The following is a 25,963-nucleotide window of genomic DNA, read 5'->3' as shown; positions in this document are numbered from 1 at the left end:
CTGCCGCCCATGATTAAAGATCCCTTTGCCCGCCTGGGCCTGGACCGCGAAGTCCTGACTGTCAGCCAGCTCAACGGCCGTGCGCGGGTGTTGCTGGAAGACGTGTTCACCAATATCTGGGTCGAAGGCGAGATCTCCAACCTCGCCCGCCCGGCCTCCGGCCATGTGTATTTCACCCTCAAGGACAGCGGCGCCCAGGTGCGTTGCGCGCTGTTTCGCAATAACGCGGCACGGGTGCGCCAGGCGTTGAAGGACGGCCTGGCGGTCAAGGTGCGCGGCAAGGTCTCGTTGTTCGAGGGCCGCGGTGACTACCAGTTGATTCTCGATACGGTGGAGCCCGCCGGTGATGGCGCGCTGCGCCTGGCCTTCGATGCGCTGAAAGAGAAGCTCAGCGCCGAAGGGTTATTCAGTGCCGAGCGCAAAGTCTCATTGCCGGCGCATCCACAAAAGATCGGCATTATCAGCTCACCGACCGGTGCGGTGATCCGCGACATCATCAGCGTGTTCCGCCGTCGGGCACCGAACATTGAACTGACCCTGATCCCCACCGCCGTGCAGGGCCGCGAAGCCATCGCGCAGATTGTGCGCGCATTGAAACTGGCCGACGCGCGTGGCTTCGACGCGTTGATCCTGGCCCGTGGCGGCGGCTCGCTGGAAGATCTCTGGTGTTTCAACGAGGAAGCCGTGGCCCGAGCGGTGGACGCCTGCGTTACGCCCATCGTCAGTGCCGTCGGCCATGAAACCGATGTGTCCATCTGCGATTTTGTCGCGGACATGCGTGCGCCTACGCCCTCTGCCGCCGCCGAGTTGCTCGCACCGGACGCCAGCCACCTGGTGCGCCAGGTCGACAACCTGCACCGCCGCTTGGTGATGCTGATGCGCAACCGGTTGACCCACGACCGCCTGCGCCTGGAAGGCATGGCCCGGCGCCTGCGTCACCCGGGCGAGCGTTTGCGCCAACAGGCCCAGCGCCTGGATGATCTGGACATGCGCCTGCGCCGCGCCTTCGAGCGCAGCCTCAATACCCGTCGCGAGCGCCTGATCCGCCTGGAAACCCGCCTCGCCGGCCAGCATCCGGGGCGTCAACTGGCGCTGTTGCGCCAGCGCCTGGACAGCCTCGCCGAACGCCTGCCCCGTGCCATGCGCGAAGGTCTCAAGGCGCGGCGCCTGCAGCTGCAAAGCCAGGTGCAGACGTTGCAGGTGGTCAGCCCGTTGGCAACCCTGGGTCGTGGCTACAGCATCCTGCTCGACGAGCGCGGCCAGGCCATTCGCAATGCCGCACAAACCCACACCGGCCAGCGCCTGACCGCGCGTCTCGGTGAAGGCCAATTGCAAGTGCGGGTGGAAGACAACCACCTGACACCCGTCACCCTTTCGCTACTGGATTGATTGATGCCACGTCTATTGAGCTTGTTGCTGTTGTTGTGCCTGGCCGTTAACGCCCACGCTGACAGCTATATCACCCGCACCTTGAACAAGCCGGTGCCGGGTGGCGTGGCGGTGGTCGAACTCGGCCCGTCCGCCACGGCGCCGAAGGCCACCTACCAAGGCAAGCCGGTGCTGGTGGTCAAGGAGCAGGACAACTGGCTGGCGATTGTCGGCATTCCATTGACGGTCAAGCCTGGTAATGAGCGCATCAGCAGCGGCGGGCGCAACCTGCCGTTTGTCGTCGGCTATAAAAAGTATCCGGAACAGCGCATCACCTTGAAAAACAAAAGCCAGGTCAACCCCGACCCCGCGCAGCTCAAGCGCATCGAAGGTGAACTGGCCGTGCAGCTCAAGGCTTACCGCAGCTTCAGCCCCAACCTGCCGAGCAACCTGGTGCTGGACAAACCGGTAAACGGCCCGCTGTCGAGCAAGTTCGGCGTGCGCCGTTTCTTCAACGGTGAAGAACGCAACCCGCATTCGGGCCTGGATTTCGCCGTGCCGGCGGGCACGCCCATCAAGACACCGGCAAATGGCAAGGTGATCCTGGTCGGCAACTACTTCTTCAACGGCAATACCGTGTTCGTCGACCATGGCCAGGGCTTTATCAGCATGTTCTGTCATATGTCGAAGATTGATGTGAACGTGGGCCAGCAACTGGTCCGCGGCGCGGTAGTGGGCAAGGTCGGGGCAACCGGCCGAGCGACCGGGCCGCATATGCATTGGAATGTCAGCCTTAACGATGCCAGGGTCGACCCGGCAATTTTTATCGGGGCATTTCAGCCTTAACCGGCATGCCTGGGCGCCGCCTCCCGCGCGCCCTTCTATCTCCCCGCCTACCCTGAACCGCGCTGATTTCGCTGCGGCACGCTCGCTCCTGCTTACATTTGCAGCAGGAACCGCCGGATGGTCAATACGCACCCAACCTACGCGTTACCGGGAGCGTAACGACGATATGAACATTCCATTCATCCTGCGAGTGTCCGCTTATGCCTATCCTTCTCAAGGCTGTTCCGCACAGCCCCCTTGACGCCTTTTTTCGTCGCTCTCTCGACGACGTCAGCCCCAACCGCCCCGCGGATACACACGTGCCCGCCGACTCCCCGCCAGCTGTCTTGAGCTACGCTCCAGACGATCTGACGCTGCCCACGTCTTCTGGCATTGCCCCCGTTGGTGTGCATTACCCCAAGCTCGTGAAGCAGTTCAACGTCAGTCAACAACGCGCGTTCCTCACCCAGCACGACAGCCTCACGCAGGACATGCAGCGCCTGCAAAGCGAACAACCGAGTTTCAAGGCCTTTGTGCAGGCGCAACTTGAACAGGCCTTTCCAGACCTGCGCCCCCTTGACGCCGACACCATCAGTTTCAATCGCTACCGCAGCGACGGCGACGAGGAAACACCGCTGTCATCAGAACCTCTGATGAAGGCCCTCGGTGAACAGGTGCGCAACATCCTGGCCAACCCGAATACGCTCCTGCACGCAGAACGCAAGGTACGCAGCGAATTCTCGACTCGCCCCACGCCTGCCGATGAGCCCCAGGCGCTGAGTACCTCCAGCACATTGCAATCGATTGCCCGCGCCATTGCCACGCAATATCCGGCTTATCTTCAAGCGTTCTGGAGTACGCCACGGCAAAAGCCGATGGATGCGCAGATCGAGGAAATCCTGAACGCCCCGCAACCGCCTCATATTCCGCAAGACAGGTTGTTGAGCCTGCACAAACACCAACTCTCGACCCTGGCCGCGCTGCGTGTCAGCGATGGCACCCTGAGCCCGGCCAGCAAACGCTTGATTGATATCGCCTTGCAATATCCCACGCTGGCCGATCGCGAACGTCAGTTCCCCAATGGCGCACGCCCGGGCGTGTACCCCATCACCTTGGATGACGGCACCGAGCACGGTGCCATGCTGGCGGGCAGTTTCCTCATCACCAGCACCGACGGCTCCTCTGCCACCCCGCCAACCTGGTCGAAAGACGGCAGGCGCCTTGCGCTCAACCACCTCAATGGCCCCGTCGTGCTGTACACCCCCGGTGAGGGTTTCGAGGAGTTCGCAACCCCGGCTCAGGCACGCCAGGCGTTGGCAGCGCGCCTTGACCAGGGCGGGATAGATGCCGAACTGCTGCGGCAAACCGCGCCGCAGTCAGTACATGACCAACCCGAAGCGCCTTCAGGCAATGACCTGATGCGCAGTGTTGAACCCTTGGGCGGCGATGTGCTGGCGGAAGCAATCCCCTTGATGCTCAAACGCCAGGAGGCGCAGATCAATGCGCGCCTGACCCAGGCACTGGCGCCGCCAGCCACTGGTAGCAGCAACGCATTGCTGGATCCGGCGGCAATGCAAAGCCTCAATGACGCGGCAAACGCACTTTTTGTATTCGATGGCACCAATGCCATGCTGGCACGCGACGTCAAACTGGCTGAAAAGCTGCAACCCGAATGGTTGAAAAAGCTTGAGCCGGCTCAAGAGGCGCTCTACGAAAAGCTGGAGCATGCCGAGCAGGAAAGTTCGAACCAGCTGGCGTCACTGCTGGAAAAGATCCCATCCCTGGCGGATTTTTCCCGGGATCGGTTGAATCAAGCGCTCAGCCGACAGTACCCGACGGCACAGCTGAGCGCTGACCAGCTGATGGTGCGGGTCGACACCCGCACGACCATTCACAGCGGCCGGGGCAGTGGCCCCAAGACAACGTTCCCCGCACAGCACTCTGTGTCCCTGACCGACCTGGCATTGCAAAACCCCAGTGGTTTCCCAGCCGTAGAACGCGGCCAGTCCACCCATATCACCCTGACGCTGGCGCTGGTCGACACCCAGGGCAAGCCCATCCTCAATGCCAAGGGCGAGCAAGTCATCCTTGATACCGAAGCGCTTAAAGCACTGGTCAACACCACGGATGTGGGCGGCGAATACACCAAGCGGCTTGAACAGGAACTGGCGACTGACACCTCGTCGGGCCCCTCAGCCCAACTGCGCGCAGCCTGGAAAGCCAACCTGAATGACCTGATGGCCAAGGAAGGTTTTCTCGCCCAACTCAACCCCGACGCCTATCAGACAGAGGCCAGCCAGGACAAATCGACAAAACGCGCTGCGCAATGGGTCGCAGCGGTCCTGGATTATCCCGACCCGGCCAATCGCCCTCAGGATGATGGCAAGACCATCGTCGCCAACAGCCTGGTGCAATACGGTTTACCTGTCCAAGGTGTGCTGGTGATAGGCAATCAGGTGGATTCATCATTAGTGCTGTACACACCCGATGCTCCCGATGGCCTCGTGTTTCGCGAAGTCGCGGACCGGGCCGCGCTGAACGCGCTGCTGGAAAAAGATGAGTGGAAGGCTTACGCCGCACGAAGAAAGTCACCGGTGAACAAAGATGACTTCGTCTCGTTCATTGACGCCGCCAAGAAGCGCCTGGCTAACCCATTGGCAATAAAGGATCCCTATGAAATGACCAGCCTGGCCGTCCAGGCGCTGAAACTCAAGGGAGGCGATATGACCCTCGAGCCGATAACGGGCAATGTCGAGGATCACCTATACAAGCAGCATGTGCAGCTGGTGATAGACAAGGCCGACTACCAATCCGTCAGCAGCGCCGAAGTGGCGGCCCAGTCGAAAATCAACAAAGTCGAGTTCGGAATTGAAGTAGGCATGCTGCTGCTGGACCTGGTGCCGATACTCGGCAAAGGTTTATCTGCTGGCGTTCGCCTGGGCAAAGCGGCGGTAACTGCGTTGCGCGCCAATAGCCGACTCTTGCCACACCTGATCAAGAATCCTGGCCTGGGCCGTGGGATCTACGCCGACTTTTCCTTGGCTGCAGCGCGCATCCCCAACCTTCGCGCTGCGCCAATGCGGCCGGTATTCGGTGCGTCAAAGGCTGTAGACTCCAACCCGTTACGCCCTGGTGCAAGGGCGCTGCCGGCGCCAGCCGGCCCCGCGCCAGCTATCGCCTCCACCAGCAGTGGTGTCGGGCGCGCTGTCGTGCAGCCACCACCCCTGCCGGCCACGCCGAGTCGTGACCTGAGTGCATACGCCAGGCCCAATGATATTATCCAGGGCCGTACGTTAGGCACCAACGGTACCTATAACGTCGACGGTGATTGGTACATCCACTTTACCGACAGTACCAACGTAAGCAGGGTCTACCAGATCGATTCGGCATTTCATGCACGCAGCGGATGGGTCAATATCATCGACCCCAACGCCCCGCAGACAGCGCCTCGAAGCAGCAGAATCGTGGCCACCGTGCAACACGCAGGCAACGGGGAATGGCGGCTGAATCACCGACCTGGAGGAGCGCCGACGCCGGTAGCGCAAGCATCAACACTGGCACCAACTGCAGGGGCTGAGGGGGCTGCGGGGGCTGCTGGAGCAGAAGCGCCCGCCAAGAAAGGATTGCCCGATATCGAGTACTTCAAACTCAATAACGGCCGGCTGGTCGAGAGTGACTTCACTCAAAAGACCCTGCCGGTGGCCCGATATTGGTTTCGGCGGGACTTATATGACTTCTACAGGAAAATGCTCACCCCAGGCCAGATGCCACCGCGTCCGCCTCGACTGGAGCTAGCACCCGGTACATCGCCAGCGGACCTGCTGCGCAGGGCCTATGAGATCAGCGACGTCGTCATATTGGGCGAGTCCCATCGCGACATTGCCAGTTTCCAGATGATCAAGGAGAGCATGCAGGCCCTTAAGGACGCCCATGTCACTGCCCTCTATCTAGAGGGCACCGAAGCCGATGCAGCAGGCCAACTCTTGGATACCGGCCTCGGTGCTCACCGGCCATCAGGCGCGTCGCCCTCACTTCAGGAATTGGTGAAACTTGCCAATGACTACGGCATATCCGTGAGACCCCTTGAACACCGCTACCTGACACGGCGAGCGGACATGCCTGATTTCTACAAGTACGTGGGGGACAACGACAACGGCATCATGCGCCTGCAGGAATTCAACTACTACGCGACGCGTCTCCTGCAAAGCCGCAGGCCAGGTGAGAAAGTACTGGCCTTGGTCGGCAGGGCTCATATGAATACGGCCCGCAACGTTCCAGGCCTGGCCGAACTCAATGGCGGAGTAGGGATAAGCGTGTACCCGAATACAACATTCAACAAGAGTACTGCCATCAATGGCCCCACAATCCAACGGGATCCCGGAGCCAGCGTAATGAATGGCTATACGGCGGGGGACTATCAGGTTTTCCAGAAAAGCACCTGAATGCTCCTCGTCATTACTGGGATGCAATGGTGAAGGCATCACCATTGCATCTCTGAATACCTAACGAGACAATAAATCCGTCCAACATCAAATTGCGCTCGCCTTGCAACCTCCGCAATAACACCAACGAAAAACCCTAAAGACAGCAATAAATACCTCAAAATTTAAATTTATACAGAAAACCTATCAATTTTTTCCGATCACTTGCCATCTCCCCTGCCCACGGTTAGGGTTGGGCTTATGAAAACCTCTCACACCCTCATTCAGCTCCGCCAGCACCGCAGCCTGTGCCTCGTCAGCGCACGACTGCCAGGCTGAATCGATCTGCCTCGTCCTTCGCTCCATCCCCAATAACAGCTCCATGGCAGGCCGCCTCTTCTCGGCCCCTACACAAAGGATTTCCCGATGAGCATGCTTAAAGACCCGTCTTCCAAGTACCGCGCGTTCCCGACTATCGATATTCCGGACCGCACCTGGCCATCCAAGACCATCACCGCCGCGCCGATCTGGTGCAGCTCCGACCTGCGTGATGGTAACCAGTCGTTGATCGAGCCGATGGATGCTGCGAAAAAACTGCGTTTCTGGAAGACCCTGGTTGCCGTCGGCGTGAAGGAAATCGAAGCGTCGTTCCCGGCCGCATCGCAAACCGACTTTGATTTCGTGCGCACCCTGATCGAAGACAACCATATCCCCGAGGACACCACCATCCAGGTGCTGACCCAGGGCCGTGAAGACTTGATCGCACGCACCTTCGAATCCCTGCGCGGTGCCAAGAAGGCCATCGTGCACTTGTACAACGCTACGTCACCGTCGTTTCGCCGCATTGTGTTCAACCAGGACAAGGACGGCATCAAGGCCATCGCGGTCAACGCAGCCAAGCTGTTTGTCAAATATGCTGCCCAGCAGCCGGAAACCCAGTGGACCTTCGAATACTCCCCGGAGACCTTCAGCGCGACCGAACTCGAGTTCGCCAAGGAAGTCTGCGACGCAGTGATCGAAGTGTGGAACCCGACGCCCGAGCACAAGATGATCCTCAACCTGCCGGCCACGGTTGAATGCGCCACGCCGAACATCTATGCCGACCAGATCGAATGGTTCGGTCGCCATATCAACCGTCGCGATAGCGTGATCATCAGCCTGCACACCCATAATGACCGTGGCACTGGCGTAGCCGCCACCGAGCTGGGCCTGATGGCTGGCGCCGACCGCGTCGAAGGCTGCCTGTTCGGCAACGGCGAGCGTACCGGCAATGTCGACCTGGTGACCGTGGCGCTGAACCTCTACACACAAGGGGTTAACCCCGAACTGGACTTCTCCGATATCGACGGCGTGCGCAAGGTCGTCGAAGAGTGCAACCAGATCCAGGTGCACCCACGTCACCCGTATGTGGGCGACCTGGTCCACACCGCGTTCTCCGGCTCCCACCAGGACGCGATCCGCAAGGGCTTCGCCCAGCAGAAAGACGACGCGCTGTGGGAAGTACCGTACCTGCCGATCGACCCGGCCGACATTGGCCGCAGCTACGAAGCCGTGATCCGCGTGAACAGCCAGTCGGGCAAAGGCGGCATCGCCTACCTGCTGGAGCAGGAATACGACATCAGCTTGCCGCGCCGCATGCAGATCGAATTCAGCCAGGTGGTACAGGCCGAGACCGACCGCGTTGGCCTGGAAATGACCGCACCGCAGATCTACGCCCTCCTGCAGCGCGAATACTTGCAAGCCAACACCCCGTACGCGCTGGTCAGCCATCGTTTGCAGGAAGAAAACGGCAACAGCTTTGTCGAGGTGGAAGTCTCCGGCAAGGGCCAGGGCGAAACCAACCTGCACTGGAAAGGCAAAGGCAACGGTGCGCTGGAAGCCTTGGTGGCTGGCCTGCCGATTGGCGTGGAGATCATGGACTACAACGAGCATGCAATCGGCGCGGGCACCAACGCCAAGGCGGCAGCCTACATTGAACTGCGTGTGAACGGCGAGCGTCCGGTGCATGGCGTGGGTATCGATGAGAACATCACTACAGCCAGCTTCAAGGCGCTGTTCAGTGCGCTGAACCGCTCGTTGAGCCAGCAGGAAGCGAAGGCGGCGTAAGTTATCGGCGCAATGCAAAAGGCCCCTGGGTGAGAATCCAAGGGCCTTTTTACTTGGGCTATGGTGGTGCTGCTGATGGCCTCATCGGGGGCAAGCCCCCTCCCACATTTGAAGGTATTCACAAGTCAAAAAGTGAGAGGGGACTTGCCCCCGATGGCGGCCTGTCAGACAAACTGAAAACTATCGGCATCCAGATTCGCTGGGAATTTGGTGCGATACGCTGCCAACTCAGCCGCCTCCAGGCACACCTGAAACACTCCGTCCGCCTCGCCTGCACTCAGCAAGGTCTCGCCCTGGAAATCCAGTACCTGGCTATCCCCCGTATACGCAAAGCCCTTGCCATCCGTCCCGACCCGGTTCACTGCCGCCACGTAACACAGGTTTTCAATCGCCCGCGCCGGCAGCAAGCGGTTCCAATGCTGACGCCGCGCACCGGGCCAATTGGCGGTGTACAGCAGCAGGTCGGTGTCCTGGGCATCCCGACTCCATACCGGGAAGCGCAGGTCGTAGCAGATCAGCGGACGAATACGCCAGCCCTTCAACTCAAACTGCACCTGACGCTCGCCGGGGGTGTAGTGATCGTGTTCACCGGCCATGCGGAACAGGTGGCGCTTGTCGTAATGCAGCACCTCGCCATCCGGCCTGGCCCACAGCAAGCGGTTGCGATGGCTGCCATCAGCGGCCTGGATAATCACGCTACCGGTGATCACCGCGTTGTACTTGGCCGCCTGGGCCTGGAGCCATTGATGGGTCGGGCCGTTTTCCGGCTCGGCCAGAGTGGCCGACTCCATGGAGAAACCGGTGGTGAACATTTCCGGCAGCACGATCAAATCGGCGCCGATGGCCTGCTCAAGCAGCAGTTGAAAATGCTCGAGGTTGGCCTGGCGGTCATGCCATACCAGGGTGGTCTGGATCAGGGCGATATTGAGGTTCGGTAGTGCACTCAGATCACGCATAGTTTTTCCGCCGCCTGTTGCAGCGTCTCCTCGCGTTTGGCAAAGCACAAGCGCACCAGGCGCTGGCCTTGGGGTGGGTGCTGGTAGAACACCGAGACCGGAATGGTTGCCACGCCGTGTTCGCGGGTCATCCACAGCGACATGGCAACGTCATCCAGGTCCGGCCGAATCTTTGAGTAATCCACCAGTTGGAAGTAAGTGCCGGCCACCCGGGTAAAGCTGAAGCGCGACGGCGCCAGCAGGTCGCAGAACAAGTCACGCTTGGCTTGGTAAAACGCCGGCAGTTCTTCAACGTGCTCCGGGTGCTCGGCCATGAAGTCTGCCAAAGCGTACTGCAAAGGGGTCACGCCGCAGAAGTTGACATATTGATGCACCTTGCGCAGCTCGGCGCTGAGGGCCGGGGGAGCGACCACGTAGCCGGTTTTCCAGCCGGTTACGTGATAGGTCTTGCCGAAGGAGCTGACCACGAAAGCGCGCTGATACAGCTCTTCGTGGGCAAGAACACTGATGTGGGGCACACCGTCGAACACCAGATGTTCGTAGACCTCATCGCTGACCAGGTAGATATCGCGGTCGCGGATCAGTTCGGCCAACTGGTCCAGCTCGGCACGGCTGATCAGTGCGCCAGTCGGGTTAAGGGGCGAGTTGATGATGATCATGCGGGTGCGCGGTGACAGCGCCGCCTTGATCTTCTCGAAGTCGAGGGCAAAACCGTCCAGGCTCAGTTGCACGTGCACGCAACGACCACCGGCCAGCTCCACCGAGGGCTCATAGCTGTCGTAGCTGGGGTCGAACACGATGACTTCATCGCCATTGCGAATCACCGCCTGGATCGCACAGAAGATCGCCTCAGTGGCGCCAGGGGTGATGGTCACCTCGCTGTCGGCATTGACTATGGCGCTATAACTGCGAGCAACCTTGGCGGCCACCTGCTGCCGCAACACGGGCAAGCCGGTCATGGGCGCGTATTGGTTGTGACCCAGAGCGATATGCTTGCCCACTGCGTCGAGCAAACCTTGCGGGCCATTGAAATCCGGGAAACCCTGGGACAGGTTGAGCGCGCCGGTTTCAGCAGCGAGTTGCGACATGGTGGTGAAAATGGTCGTGCCGACGTTCGGCAGCTTGCTGGTGATCATCGAAGGCCCCTGCAGGTGAGCCCCAAGTTTTAAGCTGCCAATTGCATCGGGTCAAGGCACAAACGGTCGCGCATAAAAAAGGGCTCCAAAGGAGCCCTCTCTTGCAGCTTGTCGCTCACAACTTAAAGCGCCTGCTATTTCTTGTCGCGACGCTTCTTGTCGGCCTTCTTGTGGTGAGTCATCAAACGACGCTTCTTGTTCACCTGACGGTCGGTCAGTGTGTTCTTGTTGCCTTCGTATGGGTTCTCGCCACCCTTGAACTCGATGCGGATCGGCGTACCGACCAGTTTCAAGACTCGGCGGTAAGTGTTTTCCAGGTAACGCACGTAGGACTTGGGCACCTTCTCGATCTGATTACCATGGATCACGATAATCGGCGGGTTGGCACCACCCAGGTGGGCGTAACGCAGTTTGATCCGGCGGTTGTTGACCATCGGCGGGGCGTGCTCGCCCACGGCGTCTTCGAGGATCTGGGTCAGGCGGTTGGTCGGCCAGCGGGTAACCGCAGACTTGAACGAGTTCTGTACGGAGGCGTAGAGGTTGCCTACGCCGGTACCGTGCAGTGCCGAGATAAAGTGGATATCGGCAAACTCAACGAAGAACAACCGACGCTGCAGCTCAATCTTGACGAAATCGCGCTCGCTCGGCGTCATGCCGTCCCACTTGTTGATCGCGATCACCAGGGCCCGACCGGCTTCCAGGGCAAAGCCCAGCAGGTTGAGATCGTGGTCTACCACGCCCTCGCGGGCGTCCATCACGAAGATCACCACGTTGGCGTCTTTGATTGCCTGCAGGGTTTTGACCACGGAGAACTTTTCAACTTCTTCGTGGATCTTGCCGCGCTTGCGCACACCCGCGGTGTCGATCAGCGTGTACTTCTCGTCGTTACGCTCGAACGGGATGTAGATACTGTCGCGAGTGGTGCCGGGCTGGTCGTAGACGATAACGCGGTCTTCACCGAGCATGCGGTTGACCAGCGTCGACTTGCCGACGTTCGGGCGACCAATGATGGCGATCTTGATACCGTCTTTTTCGCTCGGGCCAGGAATGCGCTTGGCTTCCTCGCCTTCGGCAACGATCTCTTCATCACCCTCTTCTTCCTCGACGTCATCCTTGGGGAAATCGCGCAGGGCGATTTCCAGCATCTGGGTGATGCCGCGACCGTGGGCACCGGCGACCGGGATCGCGTCTCCCAGGCCCATCGGGCTGAATTCGGCACGGGCCGCCTCAGGATCGATGTTGTCGATCTTGTTGGCGACCAGATAGGAACGCTTGTTACGCTTGCGCAGGTGCTCGCCAATCATCTGGTCGGCAGCGGTGTAGCCGGCGCGGGCGTCCACCAGGAACAGCACGACATCGGCTTCTTCAATAGCCAGCAGCGACTGCTCGGCCATCTTTTCGTCCATGCCATGCTCGTCACCGGAGATACCACCGGTGTCGACAATAATGTAGGAGCGCCCTTGCCACTTTGCCTCACCGTATTGGCGATCACGGGTCAGACCGGACAAGTCGCCGACGATGGCGTCGCGAGTCCTGGTCAGGCGGTTGAACAAGGTGGACTTGCCGACGTTAGGTCGGCCCACCAGGGCGATTACGGGAACCATGCGGCTCTCCACTTCGTTATTTCAGAAAATACAAAAGCCGCTGCAGGGCAGCGGCTGGTGCTCGGGGCAGCATCGTCAGATGCCGCATGCCCCGCCGAAGCAGGGCCGCCTGGGTGTTACCCCAAGCATAGTTCTTACTTGATGGTCAGGGCTTCCAGCGTGCCGCCGTTGCCATACACATAAAGCATGTTACCTACCACCAGCGGGCGTGCACGCAGGCCGTCGCTGTCAATACGCTGGCGACCCACAAAGCGACCGTCCACCTGGCTCAGCAGGTGCAGGTAACCTTCGAAGTCACCTACCGCTACGTAGCTGGAGAAAACTTCCGGAGCCGACAGTTGACGGCGAGCCAGTGAGTCGTTGCTCCACAGTGCGGTGGTGGAACGCTCATCGACGCTTTCAACCGTACCGGAGGCCAGGCTCACATAGACGCTGCCAAACCCTTGGGCGACACCCGCATAGCTGGAAGCATCACGCTGCCAGTTGACGCGACCGCTTTGCAGGTCCAGCGCGGCAACACGGCCCTGATAGGTGGCGACGTAAAGGGTTTCACCCGACAGCAGCAAGCCACCGTCGATGTCCACGACGCGATCCAGCTCGGAACGACCTTGTGGGATAGCCACACGGGTTTCCCAGGCCGGCACGCCGTTCTGGGTATTCAGGGCGACCACTTTACCGGTCGACAGGCCGGCAACGGCGAGGTTGTTGGTCACAATCGGACCACTGGTACCGCGCAGGGTCAACACCGCCGGAGTGCTGTCGTACAACCAACGCTGGTCGCCGGTGGAGGCCTCCAGGCCGATCACGCGATCATCCTGGGTTTGTACCACGACGATATCGCCGTTGGTCGCAGGTGCCGAGAGCACTTCACTGGTCACGCGAGCGCGCCATTTCTCTTCGCCGGTGCTGGAGTCGAGTGCGACCACATCACCTTTGAGCGTGCCGATCAGAACCATGCCGTAGCCGACGCCCACACCACCGGAAACCGGCAGTTCGAGGTCTTTTTTCCACTTCACATCGCCATTCATGCGATCCATGGCAATGACGACGCCGGTGGAGTCGGTGGCGACGATGTTGTCGCCGTCAATAGCCGGCTGCAACAGGTTGTAGAGGTCGCCCTGACCATCACCGACGGAGCGGCTCCATTGCTTTTGCAGGACCACTTCTTCCTTGAAGCTGGTCAGCTCGGCAGGCGGCAGTTCTTTTTTGCTGTTGCTGCTGCAACCCGCGGCCAAAACGGCCAGAGCCAGCAATGCTGCATGTTTCCAACGGATCACGTCACGCATCCCCTTTGGCCAAGTCGTCGAGCTTGATTTGTAAGCCACCGACCGCCGCTTCATCAGACAGCGCCGCCTTGGCTTTTTGGTACGCAGCATGGGCTTCGTCGGTACGACCCAATTGGACCAACAGGTCGCCCTTGAGCTCTTCGCGAGTGGCCACGAATGCCTTGTCAGCATCGCCGTCGAGCAGTTTGAGTGCTTCGTCAGCCTTGTTCTGTGCCGCCAATACCTGTGCCAGGCGCTGACGTGCGATTTCACCCAGGGTCGGGTTGGTCGGCTTGTCGGCGATGGCCTTCAGTTCGGTGGCGGCGTCATCCAGCTTGCCGGTGTCGACCGCGACTTTCGCGACGAACAGGCTACCGTACTGGGCGTAAGTGCTGCCGCCGAATTCGTTCTTCAGCTTGCCGGCCAGGTCTGCAACCTGCGCGGGGTCAGGCTTGCCGTCCGGCGTCAGGGTAGTTTCCAGCAATTGCTGATAAACGATTGAGGCGCCCTGGGACTGGTTGGCCTGATACTTGGTCCAGGCTTGCCAGCCGAACACCACCACTAACGCCAGCAGGCCGCCAGTGACCAGGGGCTTGCCGTTACGCTGCCACCAGTCCTTGAACTCGGCCAGTTGCTCATCATCAGTACTCGACACCCCAATACTCCTTAATCGCTAAATTCGGCTGTTCGACAGCTTCAACCCTGCACGACGCAGGTGGCCAAGTGCGCAGCGAGCGCATCAAAGGCAATGTTCTGTTGTTCGCCCTGGCCACGCAGGGGTTTGAAACCTATCACCTGCTGGGCCAACTCGTCATCGCCGAGGATCAGTGCATACAGCGCACCGCTCTTGTCGGCCTTCTTGAACTGGCTCTTGAAGCTACCGGCGCCGGCATTGATCTGCAGCCGCAGGTTCGGCAGTTGGTCGCGCACTTTTTCGCTCAAGGCCAGGGCAGCCAGTTCGGCGGCCTCGCCAAAGGCGCACAGGTACACATCCACCTGACGGGAAATCTCTTCGGGGACCTGCTCGAGGGTCTCAAGCAGCAGGATCAGCCGCTCGATGCCCATGGCAAAGCCTACACCGGTGGTCGGCTTGCCGCCCATTTGCTCGACCAGGCCGTCATAGCGACCACCGGCACACACGGTACCCTGGGCGCCAAGTTTGTCGGTGACCCACTCGAACACAGTCTTGCTGTAGTAATCGAGGCCGCGCACCAGCTTCGGGTTGATCACGTAGGGAATACCCGCAGCATCCAGGCGAGCCTTAAGGCCCTCGAAGTGCACGCGGGATTCGTCGTCCAGGTAGTCGGCCATCTTTGGCGCATCGACCAGCACGGCCTGGGTGTCGGCGTTCTTGGTGTCCAGCACGCGCAACGGGTTGGTCTTCAGACGGCGCTGGCTGTCTTCGTCCAATTTGTCCAAGTGCGCGGACAGGTACTCGACCAGGGCTTCGCGATAGCGGCCCCGGGACTCGCTGGTGCCCAGGCTGTTGAGTTCGAGCTTGACCGCATCGCGGATGCCCAACTGGCCCCACAGGCGCCAGGTCAGTACGATCAGCTCGGCATCGATGTCCGGACCGTCAAGGTTGAAGACTTCACAACCGATCTGGTGGAACTGTCGATAGCGACCTTTCTGCGGGCGCTCGTGGCGAAACATCGGGCCGATGTACCAGAGCTTCTGGGTCTGGCCACCGCCGGTGATGCCATGCTCAAGTACGGCGCGCACGCACGCAGCAGTGCCTTCCGGACGCAGGGTCAGGGAGTCGCCGTTGCGGTCTTCGAAGGTGTACATCTCTTTTTCGACGATGTCGGTCACTTCACCGATGGAGCGCTTGAACAGCTCGGTGAACTCGACGATCGGCATGCGGATCTGCTTGTAACCGTAGTTATCCAACAGGCGCGCGACCGTGCTCTCGAAGTAGCGCCACAGTGGCGTCTGCTCCGGCAGGATGTCGTTCATGCCACGAATGGCTTGCAGAGACTTGCTCACATCAAATCCTTAAATTCGTTCGATCAGCCGCGAGCGATCAGCGCTGCGTCAGCGGCGACCTTCTCGGCCGCTTTCTCGCGGATCAGCTTTTCCAGCTGATCCACCAGATTGTCATTCGTCAGTTTCTGCGACGGCTTGCCGTCGATGTAAATCAGGTTCGGCGTACCGCCAGTCAGGCCCACATGGGCTTCCTTGGCTTCGCCCGGCCCGTTGACCACACAACCGATCACTGCGACATCCAGCGGCACCAGCAGGTCTTCGAGGCGCAACTCCAGATCGTTCATGGTTTTCACCACGTCGAAGTTCTGCCGCGAGCAGCTCGGGCAGGCAATGAAGTTGATACCACGGGAACGCAAGCGCAGGGACTTGAGAATGTCGTAACCGACCTTCACTTCCTCTACGGGGTCTGCCGCCAGGGAGATGCGGATAGTATCGCCAATCCCTTCGGCGAGCAGCATACCGAGACCCACGGCAGATTTCACTGTGCCTGAGCGCAAACCGCCCGCTTCGGTGATACCCAGGTGCAACGGCTGCACGATTTCCTTGGCCAGCAGGCGGTAGGCTTCTACCGCCATGAACACGTCGGAGGCCTTTACGCTGACCTTGAAGTCCTGGAAATTCAGGCGTTCGAGGTGCTCAACGTGGCGCAGTGCCGACTCGACCAGGGCCGCCGGCGTCGGCTCGCCGTATTTTTTCTGCAGGTCTTTTTCCAGGGAGCCGGCGTTGACACCGATGCGGATCGGGATACCACGATCACGGGCAGCATCCACCACGGCGCGCACACGGTCTTCGCGACCGATATTGCCCGGGTTGATACGCAAGCAATCCACGCCCAACTCGGCGACGCGCAACGCGATCTTGTAATCGAAGTGAATGTCGGCAACCAACGGCACCTTGACCAGCTGCTTGATACGGCCGAAAGCCTCGGCGGCATCCATATCCGGTACGGAAACCCGCACGATGTCCACACCGGCCGCTTCCAGACGGTTGATCTGGGCCACGGTAGCTGCCACATCGTTGGTGTCGCTGTTGGTCATGCTTTGAACTGCAATGGGGGCATCGCCGCCCACCGGCACAGAGCCGACCCAGATCTTGCGCGATACGCGACGTTTGATTGGAGATTCGCCGTGCATGACTATTGTCCCAACTTGAGGCGAGCAGTCTCGCCACTGGTGAACGGCGCCACGTCTACAGGCTGGCCGTTGTAGGCCACTTGCGCGCCACGGGCAAAGCCCAGACGCAGCGTCAAAGGAGGCTTGCCGCCCTGGTCCAGCGTATCTCCCTTACGCTTCAAACCGCTGAACAGCACTTTGCCGTTGCCATCGGTGACCTGCGTCCAGCAGTCAGCGATGAAGGTAATCTGTACGCGCCCATCACCGGCGATCAACGCTGGGGTGGTGGGAGGCGACATCGCCGGCGCTGTCGGTGCGGCTGGCGCGGGGGCAGGTGTCGGTGCGGCCGGGACCTGGGCCACAGGCGCTGTCGGAGTCGCTGGAGCCGGTACCGCAGGCGTCGCAGCCGGCGCCGTGGCGGCTTCTGGCACAGGCTGTTCAGCCGTGGCCGGCGCTTGCGGCGTGGTTTGCCCTTCTGCAACGGCCTGGTCTTCCGGCTCATCCAGCGGATGAATCTGGGTAGTGCCGTCGGCGCTTTCGACTTCGACGTGCTCCATGGCGTTGCTGGTCAGGTCTTTGCTGCGTTGGGAAGCCTGGTCTTGCCACCAGACGAAACCGCCGCCAATCACGGCAATCAGCAGTAACAGGCTGACAATTCGCAAAATCGTATGGGAAACCCGAGTTGGTTCTTCGATGCGCCCCAGGCCATGGACGTTACTGCCCTGGGAGTCGGTACCGGTGAACAGGTCGAATTCCTGCACCAGCACGGTCTGGTCGATCCCCAGCAATTTGGCATAGGCGCGGATATAGCCGCGGGCAAACGTATGCCCGGGCAGCTTGTCGAACGCGCCGGCTTCCAGGTTGGCCAGGGACGTGCTGGTCAAATTGAGCTTGAGGGCCACTTCCGCCAGCGTCCAACCATTGCTTTCGCGGGCCTGACGCAAGGTTTCGCCTGGGTTTACGCGATTAGCTGCTACATCTTCCGGGTGCGCGGCTTTCATCATTGCTCCGACAGGTATTGCTGATATTCCGGCGTACCGGGATAGAGTCGTTCGAGTTGCTGGCCAAAACGTGCGGCCGTGTCGTGTTCTTCATGAACCGTCGCCAGGCGCACACCGAGCAATAGACTACGTGCATTTTGCCCGCTGAGCAGGCTAAAACGCTCGTAATAGTCTCGTGCCGGCACATAATGCCTGTCTTCGTACGACAACTCAGCCATTTCGAGCAATGCCCGTGGCTGGCGGCTGTTCAGGTGCAAGGCTTTTTCAAGGTGCTGGCGTGCATTTTCACGCTGGCCGAGATGCATCGAGGTCACCCCGAGGTTCTCGAACACCCGCGAACGCTCCGGGTAAAGGGTATCGACGGCAGCCTGCTGGAAATAACGCGACGCCAGGTCATAACGCTTCTGCTCGAACAGGAAACTGCCGTAGTTGTTCAGCAGCCGTGGGTCGGCAGGGCGTGAAGCCAGGGCCTTGTGGAAATAGCGGTCGGCCAGTTCAGGCTCGGCCTGGGCCTGGAATACCTGGGCCAGTGCGGCATTGGCGTCGGCATCATCGTTGTCCAGCTCAAGGGCCTTTTTCAACGGCACCTTGGCCTGCTCGCTCATGCCTTGGCGCAGGTACCCCAAGCCCAGCTGCACATAGGCAACTCGCGCCTCATCACGGCCTTTATCCGTTTGCAAAGGGCTGACATGGCCCGATGAAACGCAACCGGCCACAAGGCCGGTAACCAGTAAAAGCAGCGCAAGGCGCAAGGGCATAGAGGTCCTCTCTCAGATTCGATTCACAGCAATTTGCGGCAAATCTTCAGCGGCGTTAAGTTCGCGCACGGCGATATAACGTTCGCTGCGGCGGGTGCGATCCATCACCTGCCCTACCAATTGACCACAGGCGGCGTCGATGTCTTCACCACGGGTGGTGCGCACGGTGACGTTGTAGCCGGCCTGGTGCAGTTGATCCTGGAAACGACGGATAGCGTTGTTGCTCGGCCGCTCGTAGCCAGAATGTGGAAACGGGTTGAACGGAATCAGGTTGATCTTGCACGGGGTATTCTTGAGCAGTTCGATCATCTCGACCGCGTGCTCGACCTTGTCGTTGATGTCCTTGAGCATGGTGTACTCGATGGTCAACACGCGCTTCTCGCCCAGGGTCGCCATATAGCGCTGGCAAGATTCGAGCAACATCTTAAGCGGATACTTCTTGTTGATCGGCACCAATTGGTTACGCAATGCGTCATTGGGTGCATGCAGCGACAACGCCAGGGAGACGTCGATGTGCTTGGCCAGCTCATCGATCATCGGGACCACACCGGAGGTCGACAGGGTCACGCGGCGCTTGGAGATGCCGTAGCCCAGGTCGTCCATCATCAGGTGCATGGCCGCAATCACGTTGTCGAAGTTCAGCAGCGGCTCACCCATGCCCATCATCACCACGTTGGTGATGGCACGGTCGACGGTTGCCGGGACGCTACCAAAGGATTTGTTGGCAATCCACACCTGGCCGATGACTTCGGCGGCGGTGAGGTTGCTATTGAAGCCTTGCTTGCCGGTGGAGCAAAAACTGCAATCCAGGGCACAGCCTGCCTGGGACGAAACGCACAATGTGCCGCGTTTGCCCTGGGGGATGTACACGGTCTCGACGCAGCTGCCGGACGCCACGCGCACCACCCATTTACGGGTGCCGTCGCTGGAAATGTCCTCGCTGACAACCTCGGGACCACGCACTTCGGCAATGGCCTTGAGCTTGTCGCGCAGGGCCTTGCTGACGTTCGTCATGGCGTCGAAATCGTCGACGCCAAAGTGGTGAATCCACTTCATTACCTGACCGGCACGGAAACGCTTCTCCCCGATTGAGTCGAAGAATTTCTCCATTTCCGGCTGAGTCAGACCCAGCAGGTTGGTTTTAACAGTCGATGTAGTCATGGATTCACCCTCACTCTTTAAGCCGATGCTTAGCGAGCGGTTACTTCAGTAGCAGCGAAAAAGTACGAGATTTCGCGAGCAGCAGCGGCTTCGGAGTCCGAACCGTGAACAGCGTTGGCGTCGATGGATTCAGCGAAGTCAGCACGGATGGTGCCGGCAGCGGCTTCTTTAGGGTTGGTAGCGCCCATCAGCTCACGGTTCAGAGCGATAGCGTTTTCGCCTTCCAGTACCTGGACAACAACAGGACCGGAGATCATGAAGGCAACCAGGTCGCCGAAGAAGCCACGAGCGCTGTGCTCAGCGTAGAAGCCTTCAGCTTCAGCCTTGGACAGTTGCTTGAGTTTCGAAGCTACAACCTTCAGGCCGGCTTTTTCGAAACGAGTGGTGATCTCGCCGATGACGTTTTTTGCAACAGCGTCAGGCTTGATGATGGAGAAAGTACGTTGAACAGCCATGGTGTAACTCCAGAAACGGTAATTTACGAAAAATTAAACCCGCGAATTATACGCGGGTTATTGGGTATTGCCTAACTGCGTAAAAAGGCGGCTCAGTCTGCTTCTTCGATCCACAGGCCTTGAATCGCCTCCAGGACCTTTTCGCCACCCCGATCCGGGACGTCGTCAAAATCCGGCAGTTCCATTACGAGGTTGCGCAGCTTGACGAAGTTCACGGTAAGAGGATTGACCTCAGGGTGAGCTTCGGCAAGTTGTATAGCGATTTCTTGTACATCAACCCATTTCAGGCTCATGACAGTTCCTTGAATCAATGCGGCGCTTCGGCCGCATGGTTGAGCGAATATTTCGGAATCTCGACAGTGAGATCTTCGGTGCCGACCTTCGCCTGACAGCTCAGGCGCGACGTTGGCTCCAGGCCCCACGCCCTATCAAGATAGTCTTCTTCAAGGTCATCGGCCTCGTTGAGGCTATTGAAACCTTTACGAATGATGCAGTGACAAGTGGTGCAGGCATTCACGCCACCACAGGCACTTTCGATCTCGATATGGTTGTCATGCGCGACGTCGAGCAGGGACTTGCCGGTCTCAGCCTCCACGACCATGCCGTCCGGGCAATGCTCGGCGTGCGGTAGAAAAGTGACCTGCGGCATCAGTTATTCCTCGATTTCATTCAGGTTGCGCCCCGCCAGTGCGGCTTTCACCGTCTGATCCATGCGGCGGGCGGCAAAGGCGTCAGTGACCTGCGACAAGCGCTTGGTCTGCTGCTCGATGGCATAACCATCGTTGCCTTTCATCAGTTCGGCCAACTCCTGCATCTGCAGGTCGATGACCATGCGTTCCTCGGCGTCCAGCAGGCGCTCACCGTCAGCATCCAGGGCCCCCTGAACCGCTTCGAGCAGGCGCTGGGCATCGACTTGCTGCTCACGCAGCACACGGGCGACCTTGTCGTCGCCGGCGTACTGGAACGAGTCCTTGAGCATCTTGGCGATTTCGCCGTCGGTCAGGCCGTAGGACGGCTTGACCTGGATGCTGGCCTCAACGCCCGAACCCAGCTCACGGGCCGCCACGCTGAGCAGGCCGTCGGCGTCGACCTGGAAGGTGACACGAATCTTCGCTGCGCCCGCGACCATGGCCGGGATACCGCGCAATTCAAAGCGCGCCAGAGAGCGGCAATCGCTGATCAGCTCGCGCTCGCCCTGCAGCACATGAATCATCATGGCCGTCTGGCCGTCTTTGTAGGTGGTGAAATCCTGGGCGCGGGCGACAGGGATGGTGGTGTTGCGTGGAATCACCTTCTCCATCAGGCCGCCCATGGTTTCCAGCCCCAGGGACAACGGGATCACGTCGAGCAGTAACAGTTCGCCACCGTCGCGCTTGTTGCCGGCCAGGGTATCGGCCTGGATCGCAGCACCGATGGCGACCACTTGATCCGGGTCGATTTCAGTCAGCGGCTGGCGACCGAAGGCTTCGGCCACGGCCTCGCGAACGCGCGGTACGCGGGTGGAACCGCCGACCATGACCACGGCAGCCACATCTTCCAACTCGACACCGGAATCACGCACGGCACGGCGACACGCCCTGAGGCTGCGAGCGACCATCGGTTCGATTAGCGCATCGAAGGCTTCGCGGGTCAGCTGTGCCGACCAACTACCGTAGCAAACTTCAACAGAAGCAGCGTCAGTCAGTGCCTCTTTGGCCGCGCAGGCGGTTTGCAGCAGATTACGCTGCGCGCCTGGGTCCAAGTCGGCAGACAAACCGGCGCTGGTGATGATCCAGCCTGCAATGGCGTGGTCAAAGTCATCGCCGCCCAGGGCACTGTCGCCACCGGTGGCCAGCACTTCAAAGACGCCGCCGGTCAGGCGCAGGATTGAAATATCAAAGGTGCCGCCGCCCAAGTCATAGATAGCAACCAGGCCCTCAGCATGCTGATCCAAGCCATAGGCTACAGCGGCCGCAGTCGGCTCGTTGAGCAGGCGCAGCACGTTCAGGCCGGCGAGTTTCGCCGCATCCTTGGTAGCTTGGCGCTGCGCGTCATCGAAATACGCGGGAACGGTGATCACCGCACCGACCAGTTCGCCGCCCAAGGTGGTTTCCGCACGCTGGCGCAGCACCTTGAGGATATCGGCCGACACTTCCACCGGGCTCTTAGGCCCTTGGACGGTGTCAATGAACGGCATATGGGATTCACCGCCGACAAAGCGGTACGGCAGCTGGTCGCCCAATTGCTTGACGTCGGACAGACCACGACCCATCAAGCGCTTGACCGACAGCACAGTATTCAGGGGGTCCGAGGACGCGGCCAGCTTGGCCGATTCACCGACTTCGGTGCGATCAGCGTGATAACGCACGGCGGACGGCAGGATCACCTGGCCATTGGTGTCGGGCAGCGGCTCGGACAGGCCGCTGCGCAAGGCGGCGACCAGGGAATTGGTAGTGCCCAAGTCAATCCCGACCGCCAGGCGACGCTGGTGCGGTTGAGGGCTTTGGCCGGGTTCGGCGATTTGCAGTAGAGCCATGGTAATCAGGTCTTATCTGTCTATCAGGCGTGCATCACGGGCAGCACTGGGTTAATCGTCGAGGCGCTCTTCTAGCTGGCGCACTTCGTAGGTGAGCTTGTCGAGGAACTGCATGCGCCGCATCAGGCGTTCAGCCTGCTCGCGTTGCGCAGCATCATCCCAACAGGCTGCGAAGCTTTCGTTGAGCTCATCCTGGGCAGTTTTCAGACGACGTTTGAAAACCGCGACACCCGCCACATCGGCTTCGTCCTGCAAGTCTTCGAGCTCTTCGCGCCACTGCATCTGCTGCATCAGGAAGTCCGGATCGTGCACCGTGACTTCCAACGGCAACTCACCACCGTTCATCGCGAGCAGGTAGCGCGCGCGTTTCGCAGGGCTTTTGAGCGTCTGATAGGCTTCGTTGAGGCTGGCCGATTGCTCCAGGGCCTGGCGTTGTTCACGCTCGGAAGCGTCAGCAAAACGGTCCGGATGCACGCCACGCGCCAGTTCTCGATAGCGCGTGGCAAGCTGATCGAGGTCCAGGCGAAAGCTCGGCTGCAGCTCGAATAAAGCGAAATGACAAGGAGTACCCACGAGTAGCCTCAGATGTTGAAGCTTTCGCCGCAGCCACATTCACCGCGCACGTTGGGGTTGTTGAACTTGAAGCCTTCGTTCAACCCTTCCTTGACGAAATCGAGTTCGGTGCCGTCCAGGTAGGTCAGGCTCTTAGGGTCGATGATCACTTTCTCGCCGTGACTTTCGAACACCTGGTCCTCTTCAACCACCTCGTCGACAAACTCCAGCACGTAGGCAAGGCCGGAACAGCCTGTGGTGCGAACACCCAGACGAATCCCCTCACCTTTACCGCGCCCATTCAGGGAGCGGCGAATGTGCTGCGCAGCCGCTTCTGTCATGCTGATAGCCATCGTTGACTCCTTACTCGTCGCCAAATGCTTAGATCAAGCCTTTCTTCTGCTTGTAGTCGCGAACAGCCGCCTTGATGGCGTCTTCCGCAAGCACCGAGCAGTGGATTTTCACTGGCGGCAGGGCCAGTTCTTCGGCCAGCTGGGTGTTGCTGATGGTGACAGCCTCATCCAGGGACTTGCCTTTCATCCACTCGGTCGCAAGGGAACTGGAGGCGATGGCCGAACCGCAGCCATAAGTCTTGAACTTGGCATCTTCGATAATGCCCTGTTCGTTGACCTTGATCTGCAGGCGCATCACATCGCCGCACGCCGGAGCGCCGACCATGCCGGTGCCGACGTCAGGGTCTTGCGCGTCCATCTTGCCGACGTTGCGCGGGTTTTCGTAGTGGTCGATGACCTTTTCGCTGTAAGCCATGGTACTGAATCCTCACTCATCAGGGCCGCTCTGGAACCCTGTAGAAACGCCTGCGTTTTCCGCCACGTTCCTACAGAGCTTGGGTGGCGGCTTCTATAGTTAGTGTGCCGCCCACTCGATCTTGGAAATGTCGACGCCGTCTTTGTACATGTCCCACAGCGGCGACAGAACGCGCAGCTTGTTGACGGCTTCGCAGACTTTCTGCGCGGCGTAGTCGACTTGCTCTTCGGTGGTGAAGCGGCCGAACGTAAAGCGGATCGAGCTGTGAGCCAGTTCGTCGTTGCGGCCCAGGGCGCGCAATACATACGAAGGCTCAAGGGACGCCGAGGTGCAGGCCGAGCCGGACGATACCGCCAGGTCCTTGAGCGCCATGATCAGCGACTCGCCTTCGACGTAGTTGAAGCTCAAATTCAGGTTGTGCGGTACACGGGCGGTCATGCTGCCGTTGATGTACAGCTCTTCAAGGTTCTCGACCTGCTTGTAGAAGCGATCGCTCAGGGCCTTGATACGCACGTTCTCGGCAGCCATGTCTTCCTTGGCTACGCGGAAGGCTTCGCCCATGCCGACGATCTGGTGGGTTGCCAGGGTGCCCGAACGCATGCCGCGCTCGTGACCGCCGCCGTGCATGGTGGCTTCAATGCGTACGCGTGGCTTGCGGCTCACGTACAGCGCGCCGATGCCTTTAGGGCCATAGGTCTTGTGGGCCGAGAACGACATCAGGTCGACTTTCAGCTTGGACAGGTCGATGTCGACCTTGCCGGTGGACTGGGCAGCGTCGACGTGCAGCAACACACCTTTGGAGCGGGTCAGCTCGCCGATGGCCGCGATGTCGTTGATGGTGCCGATTTCGTTGTTCACGTGGATCACGGAAACCAGGATGGTGTCTTCACGCATCGCGGCTTCGATCATGGCCGGGGTGACGATACCGTCGGTGGTGGGCTCGAGGTAGGTGACCTCGAAACCTTCACGCTCCAGTTGGCGCATGGTGTCGAGGACAGCCTTGTGCTCAATCTTGGTGGTGATCAGGTGTTTGCCCTTGGTCGCGTAGAAATGCGCGGCGCCCTTGATAGCCAGGTTGTCGGACTCGGTAGCACCGGAGGTCCAGACGATTTCACGTGGGTCGGCATTGACCAGGTCTGCGACCTGACGACGAGCATTCTCCACCGCTTCCTCAGCCTTCCAGCCGAATACGTGGGAACGGGAGGCCGGGTTGCCGAAGTTTCCGTCGACCAGCAGGCATTCGCTCATTTTTTGCGCGACACGCGGATCAACCGGGGTGGTCGCTGAGTAATCAAGGTAAATCGGCAATTTCATGGACTTTCTCCTAAATCAGGCTGGCTGGCGTGCCGGTAGCTCTGCGGCTGTCACTCGACGGCGGACGCTTCGATCTTGTCCAGGCGCGGCGCCTTGGTGTTGCAACGGCGCTGGTCCTGACGCTGGGCTACTTCTTGCACCTCACGGCGAGTCACAAGATCAGCCAAGCTGATACCACTCAAAAACTCATGGATCTGCAGGCTCAAGTCACACCACAAGTGGTGCGTCAGGCAGGTGTCGCCAGCGTGGCAATCACCCAGGCCCTGGCACTTGGTGGCGTCGACGGATTCGTTGACCGCGTCGATCACCTGGGCTACCTGGATGCCCTGCATGTCGCGGGACAATTGATAACCGCCACCTGGACCACGAACGCTGGAAACCAGGTTGCTGCGGCGCAATTTGGCGAACAGCTGTTCGAGGTAAGACAGGGAAATGCCTTGGCGCTCGGAGATATCGGCCAGGGACACCGGCCCAGTTTGCGCGTGCAAAGCCAGGTCAAGCATGGCGGTCACCGCGTATCGGCCTTTTGTAGTCAGTCTCATGGACAAGGTACCAAGGTGTTTCAGAATGGGAGCAAGTATGCGATTCCCGAGTATTTAAGTCAACTATAAGACCTAGTGCTTTAGTCGGGATTACCCGTAAAAAGGGCGCGCGAATCAT

23 protein-coding genes are annotated in these 25,963 nt (G+C 59.9%); 4 read left to right on the top strand and 19 right to left on the bottom strand.

Annotated elements, in window-relative coordinates:
- Window positions 1-9: 9 nt before the first annotated feature.
- The 4 genes from xseA (at window position 10) to leuA (ending at window position 8,720) form a co-directional block, all read left to right on the top strand.
- Window positions 10-1,389 (top strand): exodeoxyribonuclease VII large subunit, encoded by a 1,380-nt coding sequence (xseA, locus tag NMB39_RS05205; protein ID WP_494339558.1) that lies wholly within the window; start codon window positions 10-12, stop codon window positions 1,387-1,389.
- A 3-nt stretch (window positions 1,390-1,392) separates the two neighbouring features.
- Entirely contained in the window at window positions 1,393-2,214 is an 822-nt protein-coding gene (locus tag NMB39_RS05200) for a M23 family metallopeptidase (RefSeq protein ID WP_057021698.1), read from the top strand.
- A gap of 299 nt (window positions 2,215-2,513) precedes the next feature.
- Complete coding sequence (locus NMB39_RS05195) at window positions 2,514-6,635, top strand: dermonecrotic toxin domain-containing protein (protein WP_494339559.1); 4,122 nt, start codon at window positions 2,514-2,516, stop codon at window positions 6,633-6,635.
- Between the two features lie 405 nt (window positions 6,636-7,040).
- Entirely contained in the window at window positions 7,041-8,720 is a 1,680-nt protein-coding gene (leuA, locus tag NMB39_RS05190) for a 2-isopropylmalate synthase (protein WP_057021701.1), read from the top strand.
- Window positions 8,721-8,884: 164 nt separating this feature from the next.
- On the opposite strand, the gene NMB39_RS05185 is transcribed toward leuA, so the two are convergent.
- The 19 genes from NMB39_RS05185 to iscR form a co-directional block, all read right to left on the bottom strand.
- Window positions 8,885-9,676 (bottom strand): amidohydrolase, encoded by a 792-nt coding sequence (locus tag NMB39_RS05185; RefSeq protein ID WP_057021702.1) that lies wholly within the window; start codon window positions 9,674-9,676, stop codon window positions 8,885-8,887.
- A complete protein-coding gene (locus NMB39_RS05180) occupies window positions 9,664-10,812 on the bottom strand; it encodes a pyridoxal phosphate-dependent aminotransferase (RefSeq protein ID WP_494339560.1) in 1,149 nt (382 codons plus the stop codon). Before NMB39_RS05180 ends, NMB39_RS05185 begins: the two co-directional genes overlap by 13 nt.
- Window positions 10,813-10,946: 134 nt before the next feature.
- A complete protein-coding gene (der, locus tag NMB39_RS05175; protein ID WP_046069439.1) occupies window positions 10,947-12,416 on the bottom strand; it encodes a ribosome biogenesis GTPase Der in 1,470 nt (489 codons plus the stop codon).
- Between the two features lie 134 nt (window positions 12,417-12,550).
- On the bottom strand, window positions 12,551-13,702 hold the full coding sequence (bamB, locus tag NMB39_RS05170; RefSeq protein ID WP_057013174.1) for an outer membrane protein assembly factor BamB: 1,152 nt from the start codon (window positions 13,700-13,702) through the stop codon (window positions 12,551-12,553).
- On the bottom strand, window positions 13,695-14,336 hold the full coding sequence (locus NMB39_RS05165; RefSeq protein ID WP_003194010.1) for a YfgM family protein: 642 nt from the start codon (window positions 14,334-14,336) through the stop codon (window positions 13,695-13,697). Before NMB39_RS05165 ends, bamB begins: the two co-directional genes overlap by 8 nt.
- 41 nt (window positions 14,337-14,377) lie before the next feature.
- Window positions 14,378-15,667 carry a histidine--tRNA ligase gene (gene hisS / locus NMB39_RS05160; protein ID WP_044268091.1) on the bottom strand — a complete coding sequence of 430 codons (1,290 nt, stop codon included), beginning with the start codon at window positions 15,665-15,667 and terminating at the stop codon, window positions 14,378-14,380.
- A 23-nt stretch (window positions 15,668-15,690) separates the two neighbouring features.
- Window positions 15,691-16,800, bottom strand: a complete 1,110-nt coding sequence (gene ispG, locus NMB39_RS05155) for a flavodoxin-dependent (E)-4-hydroxy-3-methylbut-2-enyl-diphosphate synthase (RefSeq protein WP_034115889.1) — start codon at window positions 16,798-16,800, stop codon at window positions 15,691-15,693.
- A gap of 2 nt (window positions 16,801-16,802) precedes the next feature.
- On the bottom strand, window positions 16,803-17,780 hold the full coding sequence (locus NMB39_RS05150; protein ID WP_494339561.1) for a RodZ domain-containing protein: 978 nt from the start codon (window positions 17,778-17,780) through the stop codon (window positions 16,803-16,805).
- Complete coding sequence (gene pilW / locus NMB39_RS05145; protein WP_494339562.1) at window positions 17,780-18,538, bottom strand: type IV pilus biogenesis/stability protein PilW; 759 nt, start codon at window positions 18,536-18,538, stop codon at window positions 17,780-17,782. The genes NMB39_RS05150 and pilW overlap by 1 nt, the downstream gene beginning before the upstream one ends.
- A 12-nt stretch (window positions 18,539-18,550) precedes the next feature.
- Window positions 18,551-19,699, bottom strand: a complete 1,149-nt coding sequence (gene rlmN, locus NMB39_RS05140) for a dual-specificity RNA methyltransferase RlmN (protein ID WP_005791178.1) — start codon at window positions 19,697-19,699, stop codon at window positions 18,551-18,553.
- Between the two features lie 29 nt (window positions 19,700-19,728).
- Window positions 19,729-20,154, bottom strand: coding sequence for a nucleoside-diphosphate kinase (gene ndk, locus NMB39_RS05135; protein ID WP_003175956.1), 426 nt, complete (start codon window positions 20,152-20,154; stop codon window positions 19,729-19,731).
- A 92-nt stretch (window positions 20,155-20,246) separates the two neighbouring features.
- Window positions 20,247-20,447 (bottom strand): Fe-S cluster assembly protein IscX, encoded by a 201-nt coding sequence (gene iscX / locus NMB39_RS05130; protein ID WP_057021707.1) that lies wholly within the window; start codon window positions 20,445-20,447, stop codon window positions 20,247-20,249.
- Window positions 20,448-20,461: 14 nt separating this feature from the next.
- Window positions 20,462-20,803: an ISC system 2Fe-2S type ferredoxin gene (gene fdx / locus NMB39_RS05125; protein ID WP_057013169.1), complete on the bottom strand. Its 342-nt coding sequence runs from the start codon at window positions 20,801-20,803 to the stop codon at window positions 20,462-20,464.
- A 3-nt stretch (window positions 20,804-20,806) separates the two neighbouring features.
- A complete protein-coding gene (gene hscA, locus NMB39_RS05120; protein ID WP_306956397.1) occupies window positions 20,807-22,669 on the bottom strand; it encodes a Fe-S protein assembly chaperone HscA in 1,863 nt (620 codons plus the stop codon).
- Window positions 22,670-22,720: 51 nt separating this feature from the next.
- Window positions 22,721-23,242, bottom strand: coding sequence for a co-chaperone HscB (hscB, locus tag NMB39_RS05115; protein WP_043046817.1), 522 nt, complete (start codon window positions 23,240-23,242; stop codon window positions 22,721-22,723).
- An 8-nt stretch (window positions 23,243-23,250) separates the two neighbouring features.
- The gene (gene iscA / locus NMB39_RS05110) at window positions 23,251-23,574 is read right to left on the bottom strand and encodes an iron-sulfur cluster assembly protein IscA (RefSeq protein WP_003209680.1); all 324 of its coding nucleotides are present in this window, start codon (window positions 23,572-23,574) and stop codon (window positions 23,251-23,253) included.
- A gap of 28 nt (window positions 23,575-23,602) precedes the next feature.
- A complete protein-coding gene (iscU, locus tag NMB39_RS05105) occupies window positions 23,603-23,989 on the bottom strand; it encodes a Fe-S cluster assembly scaffold IscU (RefSeq protein WP_043046816.1) in 387 nt (128 codons plus the stop codon).
- 99 nt (window positions 23,990-24,088) lie between these two features.
- Window positions 24,089-25,303, bottom strand: a complete 1,215-nt coding sequence (locus NMB39_RS05100; protein WP_003194019.1) for an IscS subfamily cysteine desulfurase — start codon at window positions 25,301-25,303, stop codon at window positions 24,089-24,091.
- Between the two features lie 50 nt (window positions 25,304-25,353).
- Entirely contained in the window at window positions 25,354-25,845 is a 492-nt protein-coding gene (gene iscR / locus NMB39_RS05095; RefSeq protein WP_003194020.1) for a Fe-S cluster assembly transcriptional regulator IscR, read from the bottom strand.
- Window positions 25,846-25,963: the final 118 nt, after the last annotated feature.

This window comes from Pseudomonas sp. FBCC-B545, assembly GCF_059134095.1.
This window is presented reverse-complemented; position numbering and strand designations above follow the sequence as displayed.

What these genes read in the sequence shown, in the direction of transcription:
- xseA (WP_494339558.1), top strand. Translation starts at nt 10, where the DNA reads ATGATTAAAGATCCCTTTGCCCGCCTGGGCCTGGACCGCGAAGTCCTG.
- NMB39_RS05200 (WP_057021698.1), top strand. Translation starts at nt 1,393, where the DNA reads ATGCCACGTCTATTGAGCTTGTTGCTGTTGTTGTGCCTGGCCGTTAAC.
- leuA (WP_057021701.1), top strand. Translation starts at nt 7,041, where the DNA reads ATGAGCATGCTTAAAGACCCGTCTTCCAAGTACCGCGCGTTCCCGACT.
- NMB39_RS05185 (WP_057021702.1), bottom strand. Translation starts at nt 9,676, where the DNA reads ATGCGTGATCTGAGTGCACTACCGAACCTCAATATCGCCCTGATCCAG.
- NMB39_RS05180 (WP_494339560.1), bottom strand. Translation starts at nt 10,812, where the DNA reads ATGATCACCAGCAAGCTGCCGAACGTCGGCACGACCATTTTCACCACC.
- der (WP_046069439.1), bottom strand. Translation starts at nt 12,416, where the DNA reads ATGGTTCCCGTAATCGCCCTGGTGGGCCGACCTAACGTCGGCAAGTCC.
- bamB (WP_057013174.1), bottom strand. Translation starts at nt 13,702, where the DNA reads ATGCGTGACGTGATCCGTTGGAAACATGCAGCATTGCTGGCTCTGGCC.
- ispG (WP_034115889.1), bottom strand. Translation starts at nt 16,800, where the DNA reads ATGCACGGCGAATCTCCAATCAAACGTCGCGTATCGCGCAAGATCTGG.
- NMB39_RS05150 (WP_494339561.1), bottom strand. Translation starts at nt 17,780, where the DNA reads ATGAAAGCCGCGCACCCGGAAGATGTAGCAGCTAATCGCGTAAACCCA.
- pilW (WP_494339562.1), bottom strand. Translation starts at nt 18,538, where the DNA reads ATGCCCTTGCGCCTTGCGCTGCTTTTACTGGTTACCGGCCTTGTGGCC.
- rlmN (WP_005791178.1), bottom strand. Translation starts at nt 19,699, where the DNA reads ATGACTACATCGACTGTTAAAACCAACCTGCTGGGTCTGACTCAGCCG.
- ndk (WP_003175956.1), bottom strand. Translation starts at nt 20,154, where the DNA reads ATGGCTGTTCAACGTACTTTCTCCATCATCAAGCCTGACGCTGTTGCA.
- iscX (WP_057021707.1), bottom strand. Translation starts at nt 20,447, where the DNA reads ATGAGCCTGAAATGGGTTGATGTACAAGAAATCGCTATACAACTTGCC.
- fdx (WP_057013169.1), bottom strand. Translation starts at nt 20,803, where the DNA reads ATGCCGCAGGTCACTTTTCTACCGCACGCCGAGCATTGCCCGGACGGC.
- hscA (WP_306956397.1), bottom strand. Translation starts at nt 22,669, where the DNA reads ATGGCTCTACTGCAAATCGCCGAACCCGGCCAAAGCCCTCAACCGCAC.
- iscA (WP_003209680.1), bottom strand. Translation starts at nt 23,574, where the DNA reads ATGGCTATCAGCATGACAGAAGCGGCTGCGCAGCACATTCGCCGCTCC.
- iscU (WP_043046816.1), bottom strand. Translation starts at nt 23,989, where the DNA reads ATGGCTTACAGCGAAAAGGTCATCGACCACTACGAAAACCCGCGCAAC.
- NMB39_RS05100 (WP_003194019.1), bottom strand. Translation starts at nt 25,303, where the DNA reads ATGAAATTGCCGATTTACCTTGATTACTCAGCGACCACCCCGGTTGAT.
- iscR (WP_003194020.1), bottom strand. Translation starts at nt 25,845, where the DNA reads ATGAGACTGACTACAAAAGGCCGATACGCGGTGACCGCCATGCTTGAC.